The 18,218-nt window shown below is 56.7% G+C and carries 13 protein-coding genes and 1 pseudogene; 2 read left to right on the forward strand and 12 right to left on the reverse strand.

Features of this window, described 5'->3' with window-relative positions; translation table 11 throughout:
• The first annotated feature begins 1 nt into the window (after nt 1).
• Together fhuB and IQ22_RS15095 are read left to right on the forward strand one after the other, a co-directional pair.
• Complete coding sequence (gene fhuB / locus IQ22_RS15090; RefSeq protein WP_244309176.1) at nt 2-2,029, forward strand: Fe(3+)-hydroxamate ABC transporter permease FhuB; 2,028 nt, start codon at nt 2-4, stop codon at nt 2,027-2,029.
• Nucleotides 2,020-2,889 carry an ABC transporter substrate-binding protein gene (locus IQ22_RS15095; RefSeq protein WP_145143443.1) on the forward strand — a complete coding sequence of 290 codons (870 nt, stop codon included), beginning with the start codon at nt 2,020-2,022 and terminating at the stop codon, nt 2,887-2,889. The genes fhuB and IQ22_RS15095 overlap by 10 nt, the downstream gene beginning before the upstream one ends.
• Before the next feature lie 287 nt (nt 2,890-3,176).
• On the opposite strand, the gene IQ22_RS23845 is transcribed toward IQ22_RS15095, so the two are convergent.
• The 12 genes and pseudogenes from IQ22_RS23845 to IQ22_RS15150 all read right to left on the reverse strand — a co-directional run bounded on the left by IQ22_RS23845 (nt 3,177) and on the right by IQ22_RS15150 (nt 18,201).
• Entirely contained in the window at nt 3,177-4,397 is a 1,221-nt protein-coding gene (locus tag IQ22_RS23845; RefSeq protein ID WP_145143445.1) for a methyl-accepting chemotaxis protein, read from the reverse strand.
• Between the two features lie 9 nt (nt 4,398-4,406).
• Nucleotides 4,407-4,781: a response regulator gene (locus tag IQ22_RS15105; protein ID WP_145143447.1), complete on the reverse strand. Its 375-nt coding sequence runs from the start codon at nt 4,779-4,781 to the stop codon at nt 4,407-4,409.
• Nucleotides 4,782-4,792: 11 nt separating this feature from the next.
• A complete protein-coding gene (locus IQ22_RS15110) occupies nt 4,793-5,029 on the reverse strand; it encodes a hypothetical protein (RefSeq protein ID WP_145143449.1) in 237 nt (78 codons plus the stop codon).
• Nucleotides 5,026-7,434 (reverse strand): chemotaxis protein CheA, encoded by a 2,409-nt coding sequence (locus IQ22_RS15115; protein ID WP_145143451.1) that lies wholly within the window; start codon nt 7,432-7,434, stop codon nt 5,026-5,028. Before IQ22_RS15115 ends, IQ22_RS15110 begins: the two co-directional genes overlap by 4 nt.
• The gene (locus tag IQ22_RS15120; protein ID WP_145143453.1) at nt 7,434-7,802 is read right to left on the reverse strand and encodes a response regulator; all 369 of its coding nucleotides are present in this window, start codon (nt 7,800-7,802) and stop codon (nt 7,434-7,436) included. The genes IQ22_RS15115 and IQ22_RS15120 overlap by 1 nt, the downstream gene beginning before the upstream one ends.
• Nucleotides 7,799-8,647, reverse strand: coding sequence for a CheR family methyltransferase (locus tag IQ22_RS15125; protein WP_145143455.1), 849 nt, complete (start codon nt 8,645-8,647; stop codon nt 7,799-7,801). Before IQ22_RS15125 ends, IQ22_RS15120 begins: the two co-directional genes overlap by 4 nt.
• Nucleotides 8,644-9,267, reverse strand: coding sequence for a HEAT repeat domain-containing protein (locus tag IQ22_RS15130; protein WP_145143457.1), 624 nt, complete (start codon nt 9,265-9,267; stop codon nt 8,644-8,646). Before IQ22_RS15130 ends, IQ22_RS15125 begins: the two co-directional genes overlap by 4 nt.
• Nucleotides 9,251-10,366, reverse strand: coding sequence for a chemotaxis-specific protein-glutamate methyltransferase CheB (cheB, locus tag IQ22_RS15135; protein WP_145143458.1), 1,116 nt, complete (start codon nt 10,364-10,366; stop codon nt 9,251-9,253). Before cheB ends, IQ22_RS15130 begins: the two co-directional genes overlap by 17 nt.
• An 18-nt stretch (nt 10,367-10,384) precedes the next feature.
• Nucleotides 10,385-11,932, reverse strand: a complete 1,548-nt coding sequence (locus tag IQ22_RS15140; protein WP_145143460.1) for a chemotaxis protein CheW — start codon at nt 11,930-11,932, stop codon at nt 10,385-10,387.
• Between the two features lie 23 nt (nt 11,933-11,955).
• Complete coding sequence (locus IQ22_RS24105) at nt 11,956-12,609, reverse strand: methyl-accepting chemotaxis protein (protein WP_425298869.1); 654 nt, start codon at nt 12,607-12,609, stop codon at nt 11,956-11,958.
• 447 nt (nt 12,610-13,056) lie between these two features.
• A pseudogene (locus IQ22_RS24110) lies at nt 13,057-13,866 on the reverse strand (methyl-accepting chemotaxis protein); the annotation flags it as partial.
• Nucleotides 13,867-14,208: 342 nt separating this feature from the next.
• Nucleotides 14,209-18,201, reverse strand: a complete 3,993-nt coding sequence (locus IQ22_RS15150) for an EAL domain-containing protein (protein ID WP_145143464.1) — start codon at nt 18,199-18,201, stop codon at nt 14,209-14,211.
• Between the last annotated feature and the right edge of the window lie 17 nt (nt 18,202-18,218).

An 18,218-nucleotide genomic window follows, 5' to 3' on the forward strand; every position in this document is an offset into this window, starting at 1 on the left:
CATGCACAACAGCCGTACCCAGGCGGGGTTGCCGTCTATGTCCACCCTCGCCATACCCCGTCGATCGCTACGCTATCCGATTACCTTCCTGCTGCTCGTGCTCCTGGCTATGGGACATGTGCAACTGGGATCCACACTTTCCCTGAGCCAGCAGTGGGCAGCGCTCGTAGGGCCTGCCAGCGATGACTTTTCCATACTGCAGTTTCAGGATGCTGCCCTGCCACGCGTCGTCATGGCCCTGTTGGTGGGTGCCGGCCTAGGCCTGTCCGGAAGCATTCTGCAACAGCTGACTCAGAACAGGCTGGTTTCCCCCATGACCATCGGCTCGGCCTCAGGCGCCTGGCTTGGACTGGTGTGCGCTACTCTGCTGGCACCAACCTTTGCCGCTCACCATGGTGAATGGGCAGCCCTGTTGGGTGCCATGGGGGCTGTGGGGCTTGTTCTGCTGATCGCCGGGCGAGCCGGCATTGCCGGCTTACCCATCGTACTGGCCGGCATGGCCATGAATCTCCTATTGGGAGCGCTGGCGTCGGGGCTGGTAATGCTTAACGACCAGTACGCTCGCAATCTCTTTTTATGGGGAGCAGGTGATCTGGCACAGATGGACTGGCATTGGGTAACGTGGTTACTGCCCAAGCTTGCCATAGGCCTTGCTGTACTCGCCTTCGCCTCCCGCCCACTTACACTGCTACGCCTGGGCAGTGAAGGTGCACAAGCACGCGGCATGAGCCTGTGGCCCGTTATGCTTGGGCTCTTTGTTGCATCCCTGTGGCTGACCTCCATCTCGATCACGGCGGTCGGCCTGATTGGCTTTATCGGCCTGTTAACCCCTAACCTTGCGCGCCTTCTTGGTGCCCGCTCGGCCTTCGATGAGCTGCTCTACAGCACCCTGCTGGGCGCCTTGCTGCTGCTGGGCACTGACGCTCTGGCAGTTCTGGCCAGTCGGTGGACGATCAACCTTGTTCCCAGCGGGGCTGCGGCTGCACTGATCGGCGCACCGGCGTTGCTGTGGCTGTCACGTCGGCAGTTGTCTGGCGAGGATCAACGAGGTCTGGTGCTACCCGGCCATGCGGATCGGCGGATCACCCGCTGGGGATGGGCGCTCATTATTAGCTGTGTTGTTTGCATTACCTGGCTGACGTTGTGTCTGGCGCCTGGGGCGAGCGGTTGGAAACTTGAATGGCCCTCAGCGTTGATATGGTCATTTCGCTGGCCGCGTACCCTAACGGCTGCCTCAGCTGGAATAGGACTGGCCATAGCGGGTGTAATCCTGCAACGGCTATTACGTAACCCACTGGCCAGCCCTGATATCCTGGGCCTGTCTGCCGGCGCTACGCTCGCCTTATTGATCGGCGCATTTCTGACCGGCGGAGCCATTCAGTCCGCCAGTGCTCCCCTGGCAGCCTTCATGGGCAGCATGCTCGTTCTGGTCATCCTGCTGCTGTTCGGGCGTCGTCATCAGTACGCACCGGGCATGCTCGCGCTGGTCGGTATTTCGCTCATGGCACTGCTCGATGCTGCGCTCCAGTTTGCTCTGGCCAAGGGTACGGCCGACTCGTTCGCCATCATGGGCTGGCTGGCTGGCTCGACCTATCGGGTATCCGCCCAGCAAGCCGTCTGGTTGTGCCTGGGCGTGCTTATACTGGGGAGTATCAGCCTGTTCTTCCATCGTGGCCTGACACTCGCATCGATCGGTGACGGCATTGCCCTGGGCCGCGGCCTTCCACTGACCCGTTTGCGTATCGTGCTTCTGTTACTGGTCTCGCTGCTGTGTGCTCTGGTCACGAGCGTTATGGGGCCGGTGGCCTTCCTGGGATTGCTGGCTCCTCACATTGCGGCCATCCTGGGCGCACGCAAGGTACTGCCACAGCTGCTACTGGCGGCAACCCTGGGCAGCGTACTCATGCTGACAGCCGACTGGATCGGGCGAGTCATCATTTATCCGCTGCAAATGCCCGTTGGCGTCGTCGCCTCGATACTGTGCGGTACTTACTTCATCATTTTGCTGGTAAGACAGCGATGCGCCTGATTTTTACGCTGCTCCTCACGGCATGGGCTCTGCTTATTAACGCAGCCCATGCCGACACCCTGCCAAAGCGGATCGTTTCCCTGACGTGGGAATCCACTGAAGATCTTCTAGAGCTGGGCATCACACCCTTGGCCGTGGCAGATGCCGACGATTACAAGACCTGGGTGGTACGCCCTACCTTGCCGGATAGCGTGCGGAGTGCCGGTAGCCGGGTGGAACCCAACCTGGAATTACTGGCTGAGCTGAAGCCCGACCTCATCCTGATCAACCCGTCACTGGAAGGCCTGCGCAGCAAGCTTGAGCGAATCGCCTCTGTGCAATCATTCGATAACTTCCGCCAGGATTACAACAATTACGAAACCGCCCGACGTAACTATCTACAGTTGGCCGAGCAGTTTGATCGTAAAGCCCAGGCTGAGCAGCGTCTGGCGGCCATGGATAAGCGCATCCTGGAATTGCGTCAGCAACTGGACTTGCACTTTCGGGGTCACCCTCCGAAAGTAACGGTGATTCGCTTTGCCTCACCGGCAGTAGCTTACGTTTATGGCGATAACTCCATGCCGCAATATGCCATGGAGTTGTTGCAACTGCCCCCAGCCTATCCTCTACCTGCAACAGCGTGGGGGATTACTCAGAAACCAATCAGTGAACTGGGCCAGATCAATGAGGGTGTCGTCCTGCATATCGAGCCTTTTGCTCAAGGCGAGAAATTGTTTTCGACAAGGCTCTGGCAGGTTATGCCCTTTGTACAAAACCGGCACTTTGCTGCTGTCCGCTCTACCTGGACGTATGGGGGCGTTTTTTCGGTTCAATATCTGGCTGAAGCACTGACCGAGGCGTTGTTGACAATCGAGCCGTAGGCTCGCATTGCTGATCCAGTTAGTTGCTAACCCATTCGCCAGTACAAGCAGCAGCCTGCTCTGTCTTGCTGACTACCCTTGTTGTTAGCGCTGAGGTTGTGTGTGTTATTATCTCCAATATAGGGCTGGTATTATATTGATGACTGCCGTTTGGCTTAACCTTGGTAAGGTTCCGTAGGGAAACCAGGCGGCCAAGCCCTGTTTCTCTACGGAACCTGCTGAGGATCTTGCCAGGCGAAATCAACGCAACGGACAGCTGGTAGCCCCTCTCTTAGAGGCGAGCCTCATCAGAACAACTCGATCTTCATACCCTCCGCTTGCACCTCATGGCCTCGCCCCGTTTCCTCAAGGTGCCCCTTGTGCTGAGAGTGAGTCACATAACTGTTCAGATGAACCTGCATATGGGCCTCCAGATCCGGTAGATCCTTGGGCTGACAGGCGTCCGGCTTGGCCAGACCCGTGCCGTAGGCCTGCATCACATCACCCAGAGTACTGAGCATGTGGCCGCTCTGCTCCAGCCGCTGGCGGAGCGGATCCTGGAATTGAAGAGAGGCCAGCACATCCTGTACGTCCTGGTTGACCTCGGCGCTGAGCCCTTTGACATTGATGACTACGTTCGTCAGGCAGTCCGACGCGGCTACCAGATAACCTGCCATGGAGCGAAGCTCTTCCCCGACCTGATCCAGCCCGCTACGGGACAAGAAATCTTCCTGGCGGTATTGGGCAGCGCGCGACTCGTCCTCGAAACGTGAAGCCAGTGTTTGCACTGTACTGGAGATGGAATTTGCCGCCTCAGCCGTACGGGCGGACAAGTTACGCACCTCGGTCGCTACAACCGCAAAACCACGCCCCGACTCCCCTGCCCTGGCGGCCTCGATAGCGGCATTGAGCGCCAGCAGGTTGGTCTGTTTGGCAATATCACCAATCAGCTCAATCAGGGGCTTTGTGGCTTTTACATCCTCATACAGGCGGTGCATCCGCTCGATGTCGCTGCTGAGACTTTCCTTGCGCTCTTTTTCGAAAGCCGCCAGCGTCGCCAAGGTCGTTTCGTTGCGAGCCTGATGACTACTGGCCTGACTGGACAGGTTCTTGGCAAAGTCACAGCCTTCATGAACCGTCTCGACCAGCTTTTGCCCGGTCGAATGAATATTGTTCAACCGTCCGATGGCTGCCAGAACATGACGCTCTGTCTCAAGGCTTACTTCATTAAGATTGCGCTGCACGATACGGCTTAGGTTGGGTACAGCCTGTGTAGCAGAGGCGGCCTTCTGCAACAGTTCAGCCTGTCTGGCACCCTGCTGCTCCATAAGCTGCGCCTCACTGGGTGAAGTCTGGCCCTGGGTCAGCTTCCAGACCATAAGCAAGAGGGGAATAGAGAAAAACACGGCCAGCCCCATACAGGCCAGTGTTGGCAGCTGCGCCAGCCAAGCCGACCATAAAGGCGAACTGAGGCCCAGTGCAACGATAGCCAGCGGTAATCCGGCCTTCAGGTAGGCTTGGTTGTTCATTTCGATTCCTTAAGCGCCTGGAAGGACTTGCTTGATGACTTTCAGCAGATCAGTTGAGCCGATGGGCTTAACCAGCCAACCGGTAGCGCCATTTTTCTTGGCTTCATCGCGCTTGCTCTGCTGGCTTTCAGTGGTCAGCGCCAGAATTGGCACGAAACGCATGCCTGGTAGTGCGCGGGCTTTGCCAATCAGCTCCAAGCCGCCCATGTTCGGCATGTTGATGTCAGTAATGATCAGATCCGGCTTGTAACCGCCCTGCAGCTTGCTCATTGCCTGCACACCATCATTGGCTGCCTCAACTTTGAAGCCGGACATTTCCAGGCTGCTGCGCAGACTCATCAACATAGTCGCGGAGTCGTCGACAATCATGATGTTCTTGCTCATTTCACGTTCTCCTACGGGTTCATTGCGGCTTCTAGCCACAATTTTGTATCGGTATTTTTCGGCCAAACTGAAACCGTCGGCTTTAACGCCATGAGCACTTGCAGATTAGCGGTATGCAGATGATCAAGATCGCTCAGGTTTACTTTTCCGGAAGGGTTCTTGAGCAGCCACTCCAGCAAGGTTTCAGCCTCTTCAACCGTGACCTGATCGGTCAATACGGCCACGCTTTTCTTGAAGGTAATACTCATTCGAACAGCTCCGTAGGATTGAGGATCATCAGGATGGAACCGTCCCCCATGACAGCCGTACCGGAGTAACCGGACAGCTCGCCAAGAATGCCCACCATGGGTTTTAGGATGATGTCGATCGAGCCGTGGAAGTCGTCAATAATCAGGCCGACCAGTTCGCCACGGCTGCGCAGCACCATCAGGGCGTACTCGTCGTCTTCGTTTAGAATCTGCTCCTGCGATACCGCCAGCATCTGGTTCAGGCTTTTGAGCGGGATCGTACGACCACGCAGTTGTGCCGTAGGCTGATGCTTGATGGTATGGATAGATGCCTTGGGCAGGCGTACGGTTTCCATGACCTGATCCATCGGAATACCAAAGCGCTGGCCACCCGATTCGATCACCATAACCTGAGTAACCGCCATGCTCAGCGGCAGCGTTAAACTGAGCTGAGTTCCCTTGCCAACCTGACTGGAGAGGCGCATCTGCCCTCCCACCTTTTCGATACCCGAGCGCACGACGTCCATGCCGACACCGCGGCCAGACAGATCGGAAATCTGCTCGGCGGTAGAAAAGCCTGGCAGGAACACCAGATTAATAAGCTCCTGATCGTTCATCGCCTCCAGAGCCGCATGCTCAACCAAGCCCTTGCTGGCCACCTTGCCCTTGATCCTTTGCGGATCGATACCACGGCCATCATCTTCAATCGTGATGACGACGTGATCTGCGTTCTGGTTGGCGCGAATGCGCAACGTGCCGGTTTCCGGCTTGCCCGCCTTGACGCGTTCCTCGGGCAGCTCCAGCCCATGGTCCATGGAGTTACGGACAATATGCACAAGCGGATCGGCCAGGGCCTCGATCATGGACTTGTCGGCTTCCGTATCCTCTCCTTCCAGGACAAGGTTGACCTTTTTTCCCAGCTTGCGCGCGATATCACGTACCAAGCGGGGGAAGCGTTGCAACACAAAGGACACCGGCATCATGCGCACCTGCATGATGGCATCCTGCAAGTCCTCTGCGATGCGATTGACTACGGCGTATTGCGCCTTGATCTCACGGGCAAGGTCACGTTGACCGTACTGGTTCTCGGCACGCTCGGCCAAGTATGGCAGCCCGTTCTTGGCTACGACGATTTCGCCGATCAGGTTCATCAAACGATCAATCTTTTCCTGCTCGATCTTGAGTACCTTGGGCGTAACATGGCCTGTATCGTCCTGACGACGGGCCGAAGCGCTTTCCGCTGCAACAGGGACAGCCTCGGATACGCCTTGCATGGCGGCTACAGAGGGTTCGAGCTGAGCCGATGGCCACTCCCCTGCGATATCACGGGCAAGGCTGCACTCTTCATGAACCTCACCTGCCTCTGATGCACTGGCCTCTAACTCCGCCTGGAGCCACGCCATGAGCGGTGTGGAACTCGCCTGGCGGTTGGCTTCATCCAAGGATTGCTGGAAGTATTGAAGAAGCATGTCATGACCAGACAGTGCATTACCCAAGGTCCGAACAATGGCCGCCTGCTGGCCGCTAAGCCAGGGCTGTGCCAGACAGGCTGACAAGGCCACTTGTTGGGTGCGCACAATATCCATGACCAACGGATCGACTGCGCTCAACGCACTCGTTACTACCGGTGAGGACTGTGGCTCCTGAACGATAGCTGCCAGGCTGACGGCCTCCCAGGTCACCTGATCGCTGACGTAGCGAAAATGCTCAGCCAGTTCCTCTTCACGGGTACTCAAGACCAGTTCGATACGCAGGTTGCACTGATAGGCATCCAGCTCGGCAGTAGGCGCCCACGGCTGCAACGGGCTAATACGGCGCCAGAGGATAGCCGGCAACTGCCGGACCAGATGCAACGGATCGGTGCCTTGAAAGAAACAATCGCTTGCAGGCTGGTACTCTACCCGGAAAACACTCAGCCCCTCGCGAAGCATGCCTGCCACGGCCTGACGCACTTCCTCCGGCAAGTCTTCCGTCCAGGCGGGCACTGGGAGAGCCGCAACGCTCGTGCTTATGGCTGGTGGTGTTTCAGTGGTGCGTTCGCCACTTTCCAGCCAGGCGCGCAAGGCTGTAACCAGCTCACGAGGCGGTGTTTGAAAGGCTTCGCCGGGCTCACCGTTCTGCTCGACCTCATCAAGAAATACGCTGACATAGTCGGCCATGTTCAACAGCTGGTCGGCCAGCGTCTGACTAAAGCTCAGCTCGCCATTACGTACGGCATCCATGACGTCTTCGCCGGCATGCAATACCCGGGTTAGCGCTGGAAAGCCGAACAGACCCGAATTGCCTTTGAGCGTATGTACCAGGCGAAACAGCTCGCCCATGGCGGCGGTATCGCCCGGTGCGCGCTCCATCTCCAGCAGGGTACTGCTGATGGCTTCCAGGCCCTCTCGGCTCTCCTGGATGAATTGCTGAAGTAATGCGTTCACTAGGCACCCTTCCCGGTCAGAACATGTACCAGCCGCAGCAGCGCTTCCGGCTTGATCGGTTTGGTTAAGTAATAATTGGCCCCGGACTCCCAGGCCTGCTGACGATCATGTTCTCCCGCCTCGGTCGTGATCATGACCGCCGGCGCCTGAGGAATGGCCTGAGCGCGCAGCTCACGCAAGAAGCTGAAGCCATCCTGCATGGGCATGTTCACATCAACCAGATACAGGTCGTAAGGATTCAACAGGCTCTTTTCCAAGGCCTCGATACCATTGACGGCTTCATCAACGTGATAACCGGCCTTTTCCAAGATTTGCCGGTTGAAGAGCCGGATGGTCGCCGCGTCATCGACGATCAGAATGCGTTTCATCGGGCCTCCAACGGCTTCTGGTAAACAATCGCTTCGGGAAACTTGCGTACGTTGAACAAGGACGAAATCCGGCTCATGGATTCCGAGTGCCCCAGGCAGATCATTCCACCGGGGTTGAGCGCATCGAAAAATGTGTCGGCTGCTTGCCGGCGCGAGAGATCGTCAAAGTAGATCAGCAGGTTGCGGCAAAAAATGATGTCGAACCCTTTGTAGGCTTTTACATCGCTGGCGCTCATCAGGTTTACCCGGCTGAATTCAACGCTCTGGCGTATATCATCGATCAGCTGGTAATCCCCGTTTTTCTGGCGCGTGAAATACTTCTCCAGCAGCGCAAGCGGCAGGTTATGCACCGAGCGCGGGCTATAAAGCCCCCGTTTGGCCCGCTCCAGAATGTTGGTATCGATATCCGATGCGAACAGCTCGACATCCCATTCTTCGATGCCCTTCCAGTACTCCAAGAGATACATGGCAATGGAATAAGGCTCTTCGCCGGAAGAAGACGGCATGGACCAGATCCGAATGGGCTCAGAGTCGGTTTTGCGCCTGGTCACTTCTTCAAGCATGTGCGTAACCAGGCACTTGAGCTGGTACTCCTCGCGAAAGAAGTAGGTTTCGTTCACGGTCATGGCATTGACCAGTGATTGAAGCTCATCACCCGAGGTTTGAAAGCGCAGGTTTACAAAATAGTTGCGAAAGTTACCGGCAGCAGTCATTTCGATACGCTCAACCAGGCGCTTGTCCACGAAATAACGCTTCGAATCATCAAAGTGGATGCCGGTCTTGCGGTAGAAAAATTCGCGAAACTTAACGAAGTCTTCTTGGGTAATAGCAGGTGTCTGGCTCACAGAGACGATTCTCCGCGTAGCCGCTTGATCGCCAGGTCGACGACGAAGCGCAGGTAGTCCTCGTTGGGGAAACGCTCCAGACACAGCTCAAGCGCTGGCACGGCCCGCTCAGTGCCCAATTCACACAGGAGATCTACAGCGCAGGCGCATACGTTGAGGTGAGAATCGTGCTCAAGCAGGTCGATCAGCCACAGCTCCACATCGGGATGCTTGAGTGACTCCAGAATACCGACGGCCAGGATGCGTACATCCGCATCGTAATCCTGCAAGGCGTCCTGGATGAGAGCGGGATGTTGGGAACCCGCTGTTTTCAGGGCCTCGATGGCATCGTTGCGCAGGGCGGCGTCTTCACTGCGCAGGCAATCGATCAGGGCTGTTACCGCCGTGACATCGGCAATCGCTGCCAGGCTGGTAATAAGTGCCTCGCGCACAGAGGATTCGGACTCTTCTTCCAAGCGCTCAACCAGCGCCGTACTCCCCCCGGGCGCGTCTACTAAGCCCCGGGCAGCAAGACGGCGCGCAGCCGCTTCCGGGTTATGTAAGGCATCGAACAGCGCTTGGAATCCGGCTGGCTGATCATCGCCCTGGTGTTCGAGGAGAGTGTTACGAATGAGCGGCATGACGGGGTACTCGTGAAGAAGTAATGGATTTGCCGCTGCCCCATCGAATGAGTGTTGCAGCCATTTCAGTACAAGCCATGATTTCGGTAGCACCGCCTCGGCGGATCAGCTCAGCCGGCATACCAAACACCACAGACGACTCCTTTGACTCAGCCAGGGTGCGACCGCCGCGGCGCTTGAGTTCGGCCATTTCATCCGCACCGTCGTAGCCCATGCCGGTCAGCATTACGCCGATCAACTGACTGGGCAGGAAATGTTGCATGGCGGTTTCCACCATCAGGCTGACAGAGGGATGCCAGAGATAGGCCTTGTTTTCCGGTTTAGGGATCGCATACGGCCTGCCCGCACGGCGGCTGATGCAGATATCGCTACCCCCCATGCCTACATAAGCCCTTCCCGGTTCGAGGGGCATGGGCTTACTGACCTCTACCACGGTAAGCGCGCAGGTGTTGTTCATTCGCTCGGCAAAGGCACGGGTGAAATTGGCTGGCATGTGCTGAGCGATTACGAGTGGCCAGGGATAGCTGGCCGGCAGCTTGGGCAGGATCTCTTCCAGAGTACGAGGGCCGCCGGTAGACGAGCCAATCAGCACCAACCCTTCGCCCTGGTCCGTAGGCATCTCTACAAGTTTTTCCACCGGCTCTGGTTCGCCCCGAGACGGGGTCGGCGCTGCTGGCGTAGCCCGTAGCTTGCCTGCTTTTTTAAGCTGAGCACTGGCCGCTGCACGTACTTTTGCGACCAGACTGTCACGCACCTGATCAATATTGAGCGAGATTGTGCCGCCCGGCTTAGGAAAAAAGTCCACTGCGCCCAGCGCCAACGCTTCAAGCGAAGCGATAGCGCCCTGCTCGGTCAATGATGAAAACATCACGACCGAACGGGGCTGCTCTGCCATGAGCATGGAAAGCGCAGTCAGCCCATCCATTTCCGGCATGTTGATATCCAGGGTGATGACGTCCGGATCGAACTGGCGGGCCAGCTCGATTGCTTCCAGGCCATTGCGGGCCATTTCAAGTTCGAAGTCGCCTTCGGCCTCGAATATCTTCTGCAGATGGCGACGCATCAAAGCGGAGTCATCGACGATAAGCAGACGAATCATGACGGCAGCACCCTTCCCTTACGCGACGCTCGACAGCGCGTCGAGCTCCTGCTCGCCTAGCAGCTGACGCGGCTCAACGAGCTGGATCATGCGCTTCTGCTTGGGCAGATTTGCCACGCGGCCGAACAGGCGCTGCTGCTCGACTGACAGAGCGGGCGCCGGTTCGATCAACGTACGGGCGATCTTCAACACCTCAGCTACCGAGTCCACGATAAAGCCGGTGCGCAAGTCATTGATGACAAACACCATAATGCGCTGGCGATCGTTGTTCTCGATGCTCGGCAGACCGAAGCGGCGACGCTGGTCAATCACCGGCAGTACAACACCGCGCAGGTTCATCACCCCCTCGACAAAGGACGGCGCCTTTGGAACGTGGGTCAAGTTTTCCGGAACGCGAACGATCTCCTGAACGCTATCGATAGGCACGCCGAACTCTTCGTTACCCAAGCGAAACACCACCAGCTGTTCTTCGTCATCGTCATTATCGTTATCGATTTGATCCAGCACTTCATCGTTCACGCTGGTCTCCTTTTCGGTCGTAGTCAAAACGGTTTGTACCGCCTGATGCTGGAACAGGCGCTCGGCGGAAATCACCGACACCAGGCGCTTGCCGTTCTGCAATCGGCACAAACCGGTGAGCTCGCCCATGTTCTGATCACGCGCCAGCATTGGCGGTATGGGTTCGACTTGGCTGGTCGGCACACGCAGCACTTCGTTGACGCTGTCGAGAATAATCCCAACCGAGACGCCAGCCAGGCTTACCACCAGAATCCGGCTGCGCTCGTCGGTTTCCTGGCTTGGCAGATAAAACATCTCCCGCAATGACACCAGCGGCAGCAAACGCTGGCGCAGGGTCATCACACCACGCACATGCGAAGCTGACTTGGGTACGGATACGATGTGCTCAGGAACCTGGACGATTTCCTGTACATCCTCGATGGCCATACCGTACTCCTGGCCGTCTACGGTAAAGCTGACCAGCTGCAGCTCGTCGCTGTCCTCTTCGTCCGTCTCGTCAGGCAGGGCACTCAGGCCGCTGGCTACCGCTGCACGCTGAAGCAGGCTGCTCTCGCTAAAGCTGTCACGGATCAGCGCAGCGAAATCCAGGATCATCACAAGCTCGTGACCACCCACCTGCTTGAGCAAACCAGTCAAAAGCGTGGTGTTGATCGTGGCTTGCACATTACTGACCGGCTCGACCTGCTCTTCTTCCACCATGATCACGCTGGCTACGCGATCGACCACAAACCCCAGGGGTTGCCCCAGGTTGAGCACGATCGCCCGTGTCGAGTCATCCGCCTCACGGGTGTCCATATTGAACAAAGTCCGCAGGCAGATAATGGGCAGTACATTGCCGCGCAGGTTCGCCAGCCCATTAAGGGCGGGCGGCGTCAGCGGTACGCGGATCACCTCGGGTACACGAATGATCTCCTGTACCGGAAGCATCTCAACCGCAAACACTTCCTGCCCTACGGTAAACGTCACGAACTGACGGCCCTGGGCCAGGTCCTCATCGTCGCCCTCGCTGTAAACAGCGGGACTGTTATTTATAGTTGCTTGAGTCATCACAATCCCCTCACTTCAGGGACTTAGGCGCTTTGCAGCTCGTCAGCCAGGGAGGCAATCTCTTCGATGGCAGCCGATAGTTCTTCGGCCCCCTGAGACTGTTGCTTGGCTGCGGCAGCGGCTTCCTGAGCGGCATGCTCGGCTTCCTGGGCAGCTGCGGAAATCTGCTCGATACCGGCCTTTACCTGAGCGATGCTGGCACCGATCTCTTCGGCGGATTTGAGGATATCGGAGGAGCCGACTTCGACACTGGCAATATCACCAGCCATGCTGTCCAGGTTGCGCGTAATAGCGGTGGCCTTCTGGGTCTCGGCCAAGGCAGCGCTGATAATTTCCTCCAGGTCGCGGCCTACTACACCGATCTGATCCTGAACCGCCTTTACCAAGTCCTTAATACGATCAGCGTTTTCAGCTGAGTCATGGGCCAGGTTGCGGATATCAGTAGCAACGACCACAAACCCCTTGCCGAACTCGCCGGCACGAGCCGCTTCAATCGAGCCGTTCACAGCCAGCATGTTGGTCTGTACGGAAACGGTAGTAATTGCGTCGACGATCTTGTCGATTCGACGAGAGATCAGCTCCAGGTCTTTTATCTGGCTCAAGCTGGCACGGGTCGCTTCAACCGAGGACGTCACGCCATTGACCATGGCTTCGATGCTGGTTGAGTTGGCACTCATCAATGTCTTGATGACAGTAGCTTTTTCCAGACTGGCCGTCGCACGGCCTTGGGCCAGCTCCAACCCTTTTTCAATTTGAGTGACCGCTGCGGCAGACTCTTCGGTCGCAGCGGCCTGAGTTTGTGCACCCTGGCGAATCTGGTCGATCACCTGAGAAATCTGGCTAGAGGCACGGTTGATTTCCTGTACGGCAGATGACAGCTCTTCCGCAGCAGAGGCTACTTCCTCAGCGCTCTTGCTGACATCCGTAGAAGTTTTCAGCTCTTCCGCCAATTCAGAGAGGCTTTGAGACGCCTGTTCGCACTCCGCCAGCGCCTGGGCCTGTTCGTCTACGGTTTTGGCAGACTCTTCAGCCGCTGCGGACTGTTGTTCGGCAGCCGAGGCGATAGAATCCGCGCCACGCAAGGCCTGTTGAGCGGCAGCGCCGCTCTGCACAGCACCTGCGGCGATATCTTGGGCACCCTTTACAATCTCAACGCAGTCCAGGCGGATTTGCTCGAGTTGCTGGGTGATGGTGCCGCCCTTTTCAACTTCGCTCTGGATAGTTTCGGCGGAGCGGTTTATACCCTGAGCAATGCTTTCTACGTCGTGCTGGATCTTGCCAACCATGTCGGAGATCTGCTTTGCGCTTTTCTCAGAGGTTTCAGCCAGGGTACGCACTTCATCGGCCACTACGGCAAAGCCCTTGCCATGCTTGCCGGCACGGGCGGCTTCGATGGCGGCGTTTAGCGCCAGCAGGTTGGTCTGATCAGCAATACGGCCAACGGCCTTGACGATCTCACCAATATTGGCGGCTTGCTGCTTGAGCTCGCCTACGCGCTCAACCGATCCGGCCTGGCGCTCGGCAGCAATACCAACATTAGCGATTAACGCCGTCACATCATCGTTAACCGTAGCGGCCAAACGCTGCATGGCCTCTGACTTCTCCTGGGCGAGTGCCGCGCTCTGCTGCTGCAGTTCGATGGAGCGGCCTACGATTTCAAATGCCTTAAGCGATTGCTGAGCGGCACCGGAGGCTTCTTCCGCCCCACTGGCGATCTGGTCGGCTGCCCGCTTGAGCTCTTCCGCTGCAGAAGCAGCTTCGTTCACACCGGTGGACAGCTGATTGGTTGCGGCGGCAATACGTTCGGCGGCCTGCTGCTGCTTGGCCATGGTACGGGCACGCTTGCGCTGTGCTTCGGCATCGCGGGCAACAGTGCGGGAAACGACTTTTTCAGCCGCGGTAGAAGGCGTGGTGGGTTTCTTGACCAGAGCCATGAAGGACTTCCTCAACTACGAACGATGGTTTCAAAATGGATGCGTAACGCAGCTGAGTGGCGTTTGACTCCTCCAAAGCATGCGGCCTGACTGATGCAGGCCGAAACACTCCGGTCGCCTGACATCCACGGCAGGAATATTTAAGCGTCGTTACACAAGAGAAACTATCGGGCGGAGCCTGAGGGAAAACGAGCAGTCTTCTTAGGGAAAAACCTGAGCCACCTAAGGTGAAAAATCGCTAAAGTTTTATCGAGGCATGCAGAGCGCCAGGTTATGCGCTCAAAAGGATAAAAACAGGCCGCTTGGCTATGCGCGGCCTGTTTTTTTGTGTAGCAGAGGTATCTAAGCCTGTTGCTTGAGGTTTATATGCTTGCTAGCAAATACCGCAGCCGATACCGGGGTACTGATCAGGTAGCCCTGAATCTGATCGCATTTAAGCCCCTCCAGCAGACGCTGTTGTTCGACTGTCTCAACGCCTTCGGCCACTACCGTCATGTGCAATGCATGCGCCATGTCGATTACGCTGCGGACGATAGCCTGGTCGGCTTCGTTGGTAATCATCTCGTTCAGAAAGCTTCTATCGATCTTCAATGTATCGGGAACAAACGAGCGCAGACTGCCCAATGTGGCATATCCCGTTCCGAAATCATCCACAGCAATACGAACCCCCAATGCCTTGAGAGCATTGATGATAATGCCCGACTCGCCTTCAGCGTCGTGCATGATCGACTCGGTCAGTTCAAGCTCAAGACATGCGGGCGCAACTTTGTGGTACGCCAGCCGCTTGCGTATTTCCTCGACCAATCCCGGCTGCAGTTGCCTGATAGAGAGATTAACAGCGATGACAAAATGCCCAAGGCCTTGCTTTTGCCACTGCGCTACTTGCGCCAGCGCCTGATCGATACACCAAAGCCCTACGGGCACGATCAACCCGGTTTCCTCCAGCAAAGGAATGAACCGCAGCGGGCTAACCAGACCATAAACCGGGTGCTGCCAGCGAATCAGTGCTTCCGCACTGCAAATCGACTGGCTACCCAGGCAGAGCTTGGGTTGGTAGTAAAGCACGAACTCTTTTTGCTCAATGGCGCGGGTAAGGTCAGCTTCGAGCTTTAGCGCATCAAGATTGTTTTCGAGCAATCCTTTATCAAAAAACTGATAACCGCTGCGCCCTGACTTCTGAACGGCATACACAGCGGCACTGGCACTTCTGATCAGTTGCTCGGCCGTATCGCCATCGGCTGGAAAACGGGCAATACCAATAGCCGCCGTCAGTTTGACCGCCGCCTCACTGGTCTTGAACTGACTATCCAGGGACTTAAGCAAGGCATCGACAACATGCTGGCAGTGATTCGATTCGCTTTCCCGGCTGAGTAGAACGGCAAACTCATCGCCGCCCAGACTCGCCAGATAGCCCTGACCATTCAGCGCGTTCTGGAAGCGTTCAGCCACTTTACCAATTACCTCGTCATAAGCACTCTGCCCCAGGCACTGCTGGATCCACTTATGGCGATCGAGGGTAATCAGCAGAACATGAAAATCCCGTTCGCCTGCCTCTGCGTGAACACACTGCTCTTCCAACCGTTTTTGAAGCATCAATCGGTTGGGCAGCCCGCAGAGATGATCGTAGTGAGCCGCCGCATAGAGCTGGTCCTTATACCGATGCGCCTCGGTCACGTTTTCGGCAATTCCAATGATGCGATAGACCTGCCCTGCCGCATTACGCAGCGGGAACGTACGATTACGAATCCACAACGGGTCTCCGTGCCGGTTGAACGAGCGATACTCGGCCTCGGCCTGCTGATGCAGCTGGGTTACCTCATACTGGAAACGCTGTACGATTGCTCGATCATCCTCATGCACCAACTCCATCCAGACGCTCATGTCCTCGTACAGGCTATCGGCATCTATACCCCAGGTTTTCTCTAGCGCAGGGCTCACATAACTGAGCGTCGCCTGGGCGGTGTCGTATACCCAGAATACATGCGGCAGGAATTCCACCATTTCACGAAACCGTGCCTCACTGGCCTGGAACTGCTCAAGCAAATCCCGCTGCAGGCTGATATCCATCAGCGAGCCGGCAAACCGGGTGAGCGTATCCTCATCCCATTCGGCCTTGCCGCGTAAGCGGAACCAGTGCCAGCCATGCGCAGTATCAAGGCGCAACTCGATATCGAATGGCGCTTTGTGTTGCAGATGATCCTGCAAGGCGGAAGACAATATCTGTCGCTCATCCGGATGGACATGATCGTCCAGCCAGACGGTAAAGTCGTGGTACGTCTCCAGTGTATCGCCGGTCAATGCCGTGAACCGCTCGGAAACATAAAGTGCCTCATTTTCGGGCCTCCATTCCCACAGCCCGTCGTTAGATCCCTCATGAGCCAGCCTGAGACGCTGAGCCTGGACTTCTACAGCTGCCTGCAGTTGTGCCCGTTCTGTAATGTCTTCGTGCACGACCAATAACTGCTTAGGCTCGGTATCCATCAACAGCGCAAACACGTTGAACCAGCGCAGCTCGCCATTGAGTTCGACGTGATATTCAAGATTGAAGGGATCACCAGTACCATTCAGGAGTGCCTGGAGGTTATCGTGAAGCGTCCACGCCTGGATAACCCCCCCCTTGGCAGCCGCCCGGCAGAAATTGAAATAGCTTTCTCCCTCTTCTGGCCAGGCAACAATACTGCCATGCACGCGGATAAACGTGGACCAGGCTTTGTTCATGGTCAGGACGTGCCCTTTCTCATCAAGCACACACAGACGCTGAGGCAAGGCGTCGAGAATGCTGCGCGTGAATACCTCAGCTTCGATCAGGCGACGTTCGCGATCTTTTTGATCCGAAATGTCCTGCATGCACCCCACCAGCAACCCTGCCGGATGGGCCTGCGGACGTAGCAGGACGCCGGCAAACTGGAAGTCGCGCCATTGCCCAGCCTGCTCCGTATCCTGCACCCGCGCCACAACGTTAAGTGTGGCCTTGCCCTCGGTTAGGTCCAGCAGAGCCGCTACAAAGGCCAGGCGATCATCAGGATGCAACTGACGCAAGAAAACATCCTGATGAAGCCTTCCTTTTTCTTCGGACAGACCAAGCAACTGCATCGCCTGGCTCGACACCAGCAATTCGCGATTGGATAACATGAACTGCCAATCGGCGAAGCGTCCGATTCCTTGTGTCAGTCGCAGGCGCGCCTCATCTGTCTGGCGCTTCTGAACAGAGGCGACATCTGAAGTAATGTCGCTGAAAAAGACCGTAATACCGTTTGGCCTCGGGTACGCGCTGATTCGATACCACCGGAAAAAGCAGGCCGAATAAAACTCAAAATGCCGCGGTATGCCCGAGTGCATGACGTCGCCAAAGGCCGTGCCATATTCTTCGGCCATATCTTCAGGAAAGAGTGTTCGAATATCCTGACCCAACAGCTTGTCACGGCGAAGCGCCAATAACTCTTCAGCCTTTTCGTTGACCTGAATGAAACGCCAGTCCTGATCCAGCCGGTAGAACCCATCGTTCAGGTTGCCCAGTAGCGCGTCAAACTCCTGATGTGCCCGCTTCAGGGCAGCTGTACTCTCCTGGGCTTCGGTAACATCCCAGGAGAAGCCCAGAATGGATTCCACTTGCCCTTGACGATTAACTATCGGAACCAGCAGCACATCCCACCATTTAGGTACACCACTGGCCGTGGGGCAGTACCCCATAAAGCGGCCCGGGTGTCCTCGGAGGGCTTGCGCGAACGCCTCATGTGCAGGGGAAGCCCATTCACCTTTCCAGAAGGCCAGCCAGTCGGCGTCACGTACCTGCTCGAAACTACAGATCTCCATCAGCGCCTGCCCGAACCTGTTTATAGCTACGAGGCGGCCTTCGAGACTGATTTCCTTGAGACATATCTCCTTAGAGCCGGTCAGGACATCACTGAACTGCCTGAGCACATGAATATGACCGCTTCTCTGGGCCAGCGCTCGCTTGAGCTGTAACCTCTGCCCGAACAGATAACTGGCCAAGCCTATTAAGGCGTTTATGGCTAGGTGATCCCCTTTAATCTGGAGAGGCGCAGGGTCGATACCATGCCAGAGCAGATAACCTGCTAGCGACAGGGCTGCGCAGAGAATGACAGGCCGCCAGGCCATAAGTCCTGCCGCCGCCGGGAAGAGCATGGCACTCCAGCCAAGCAGGGCCAGCTCTAGTTGTCCGCCACCAAGACACAACAGACTTACTACCGCAGTAGCCAGATTCAGCCGCCAAGCCAATGAAGCGGAAAGCGCATACTGAGACTCGCCTGCCAAACCATGGCGAGCCAGATAATGATCCAGAAACTGATCGGCTTGGGAGGAAGGCAGCGACATAGAAAAGACTTCTGTAG

The organism is Pseudomonas duriflava, assembly GCF_007830155.1.
In the GTDB taxonomy this organism is placed as follows: Bacteria; Pseudomonadota; Gammaproteobacteria; order Pseudomonadales; family Pseudomonadaceae; genus Chryseomonas; species Chryseomonas duriflava.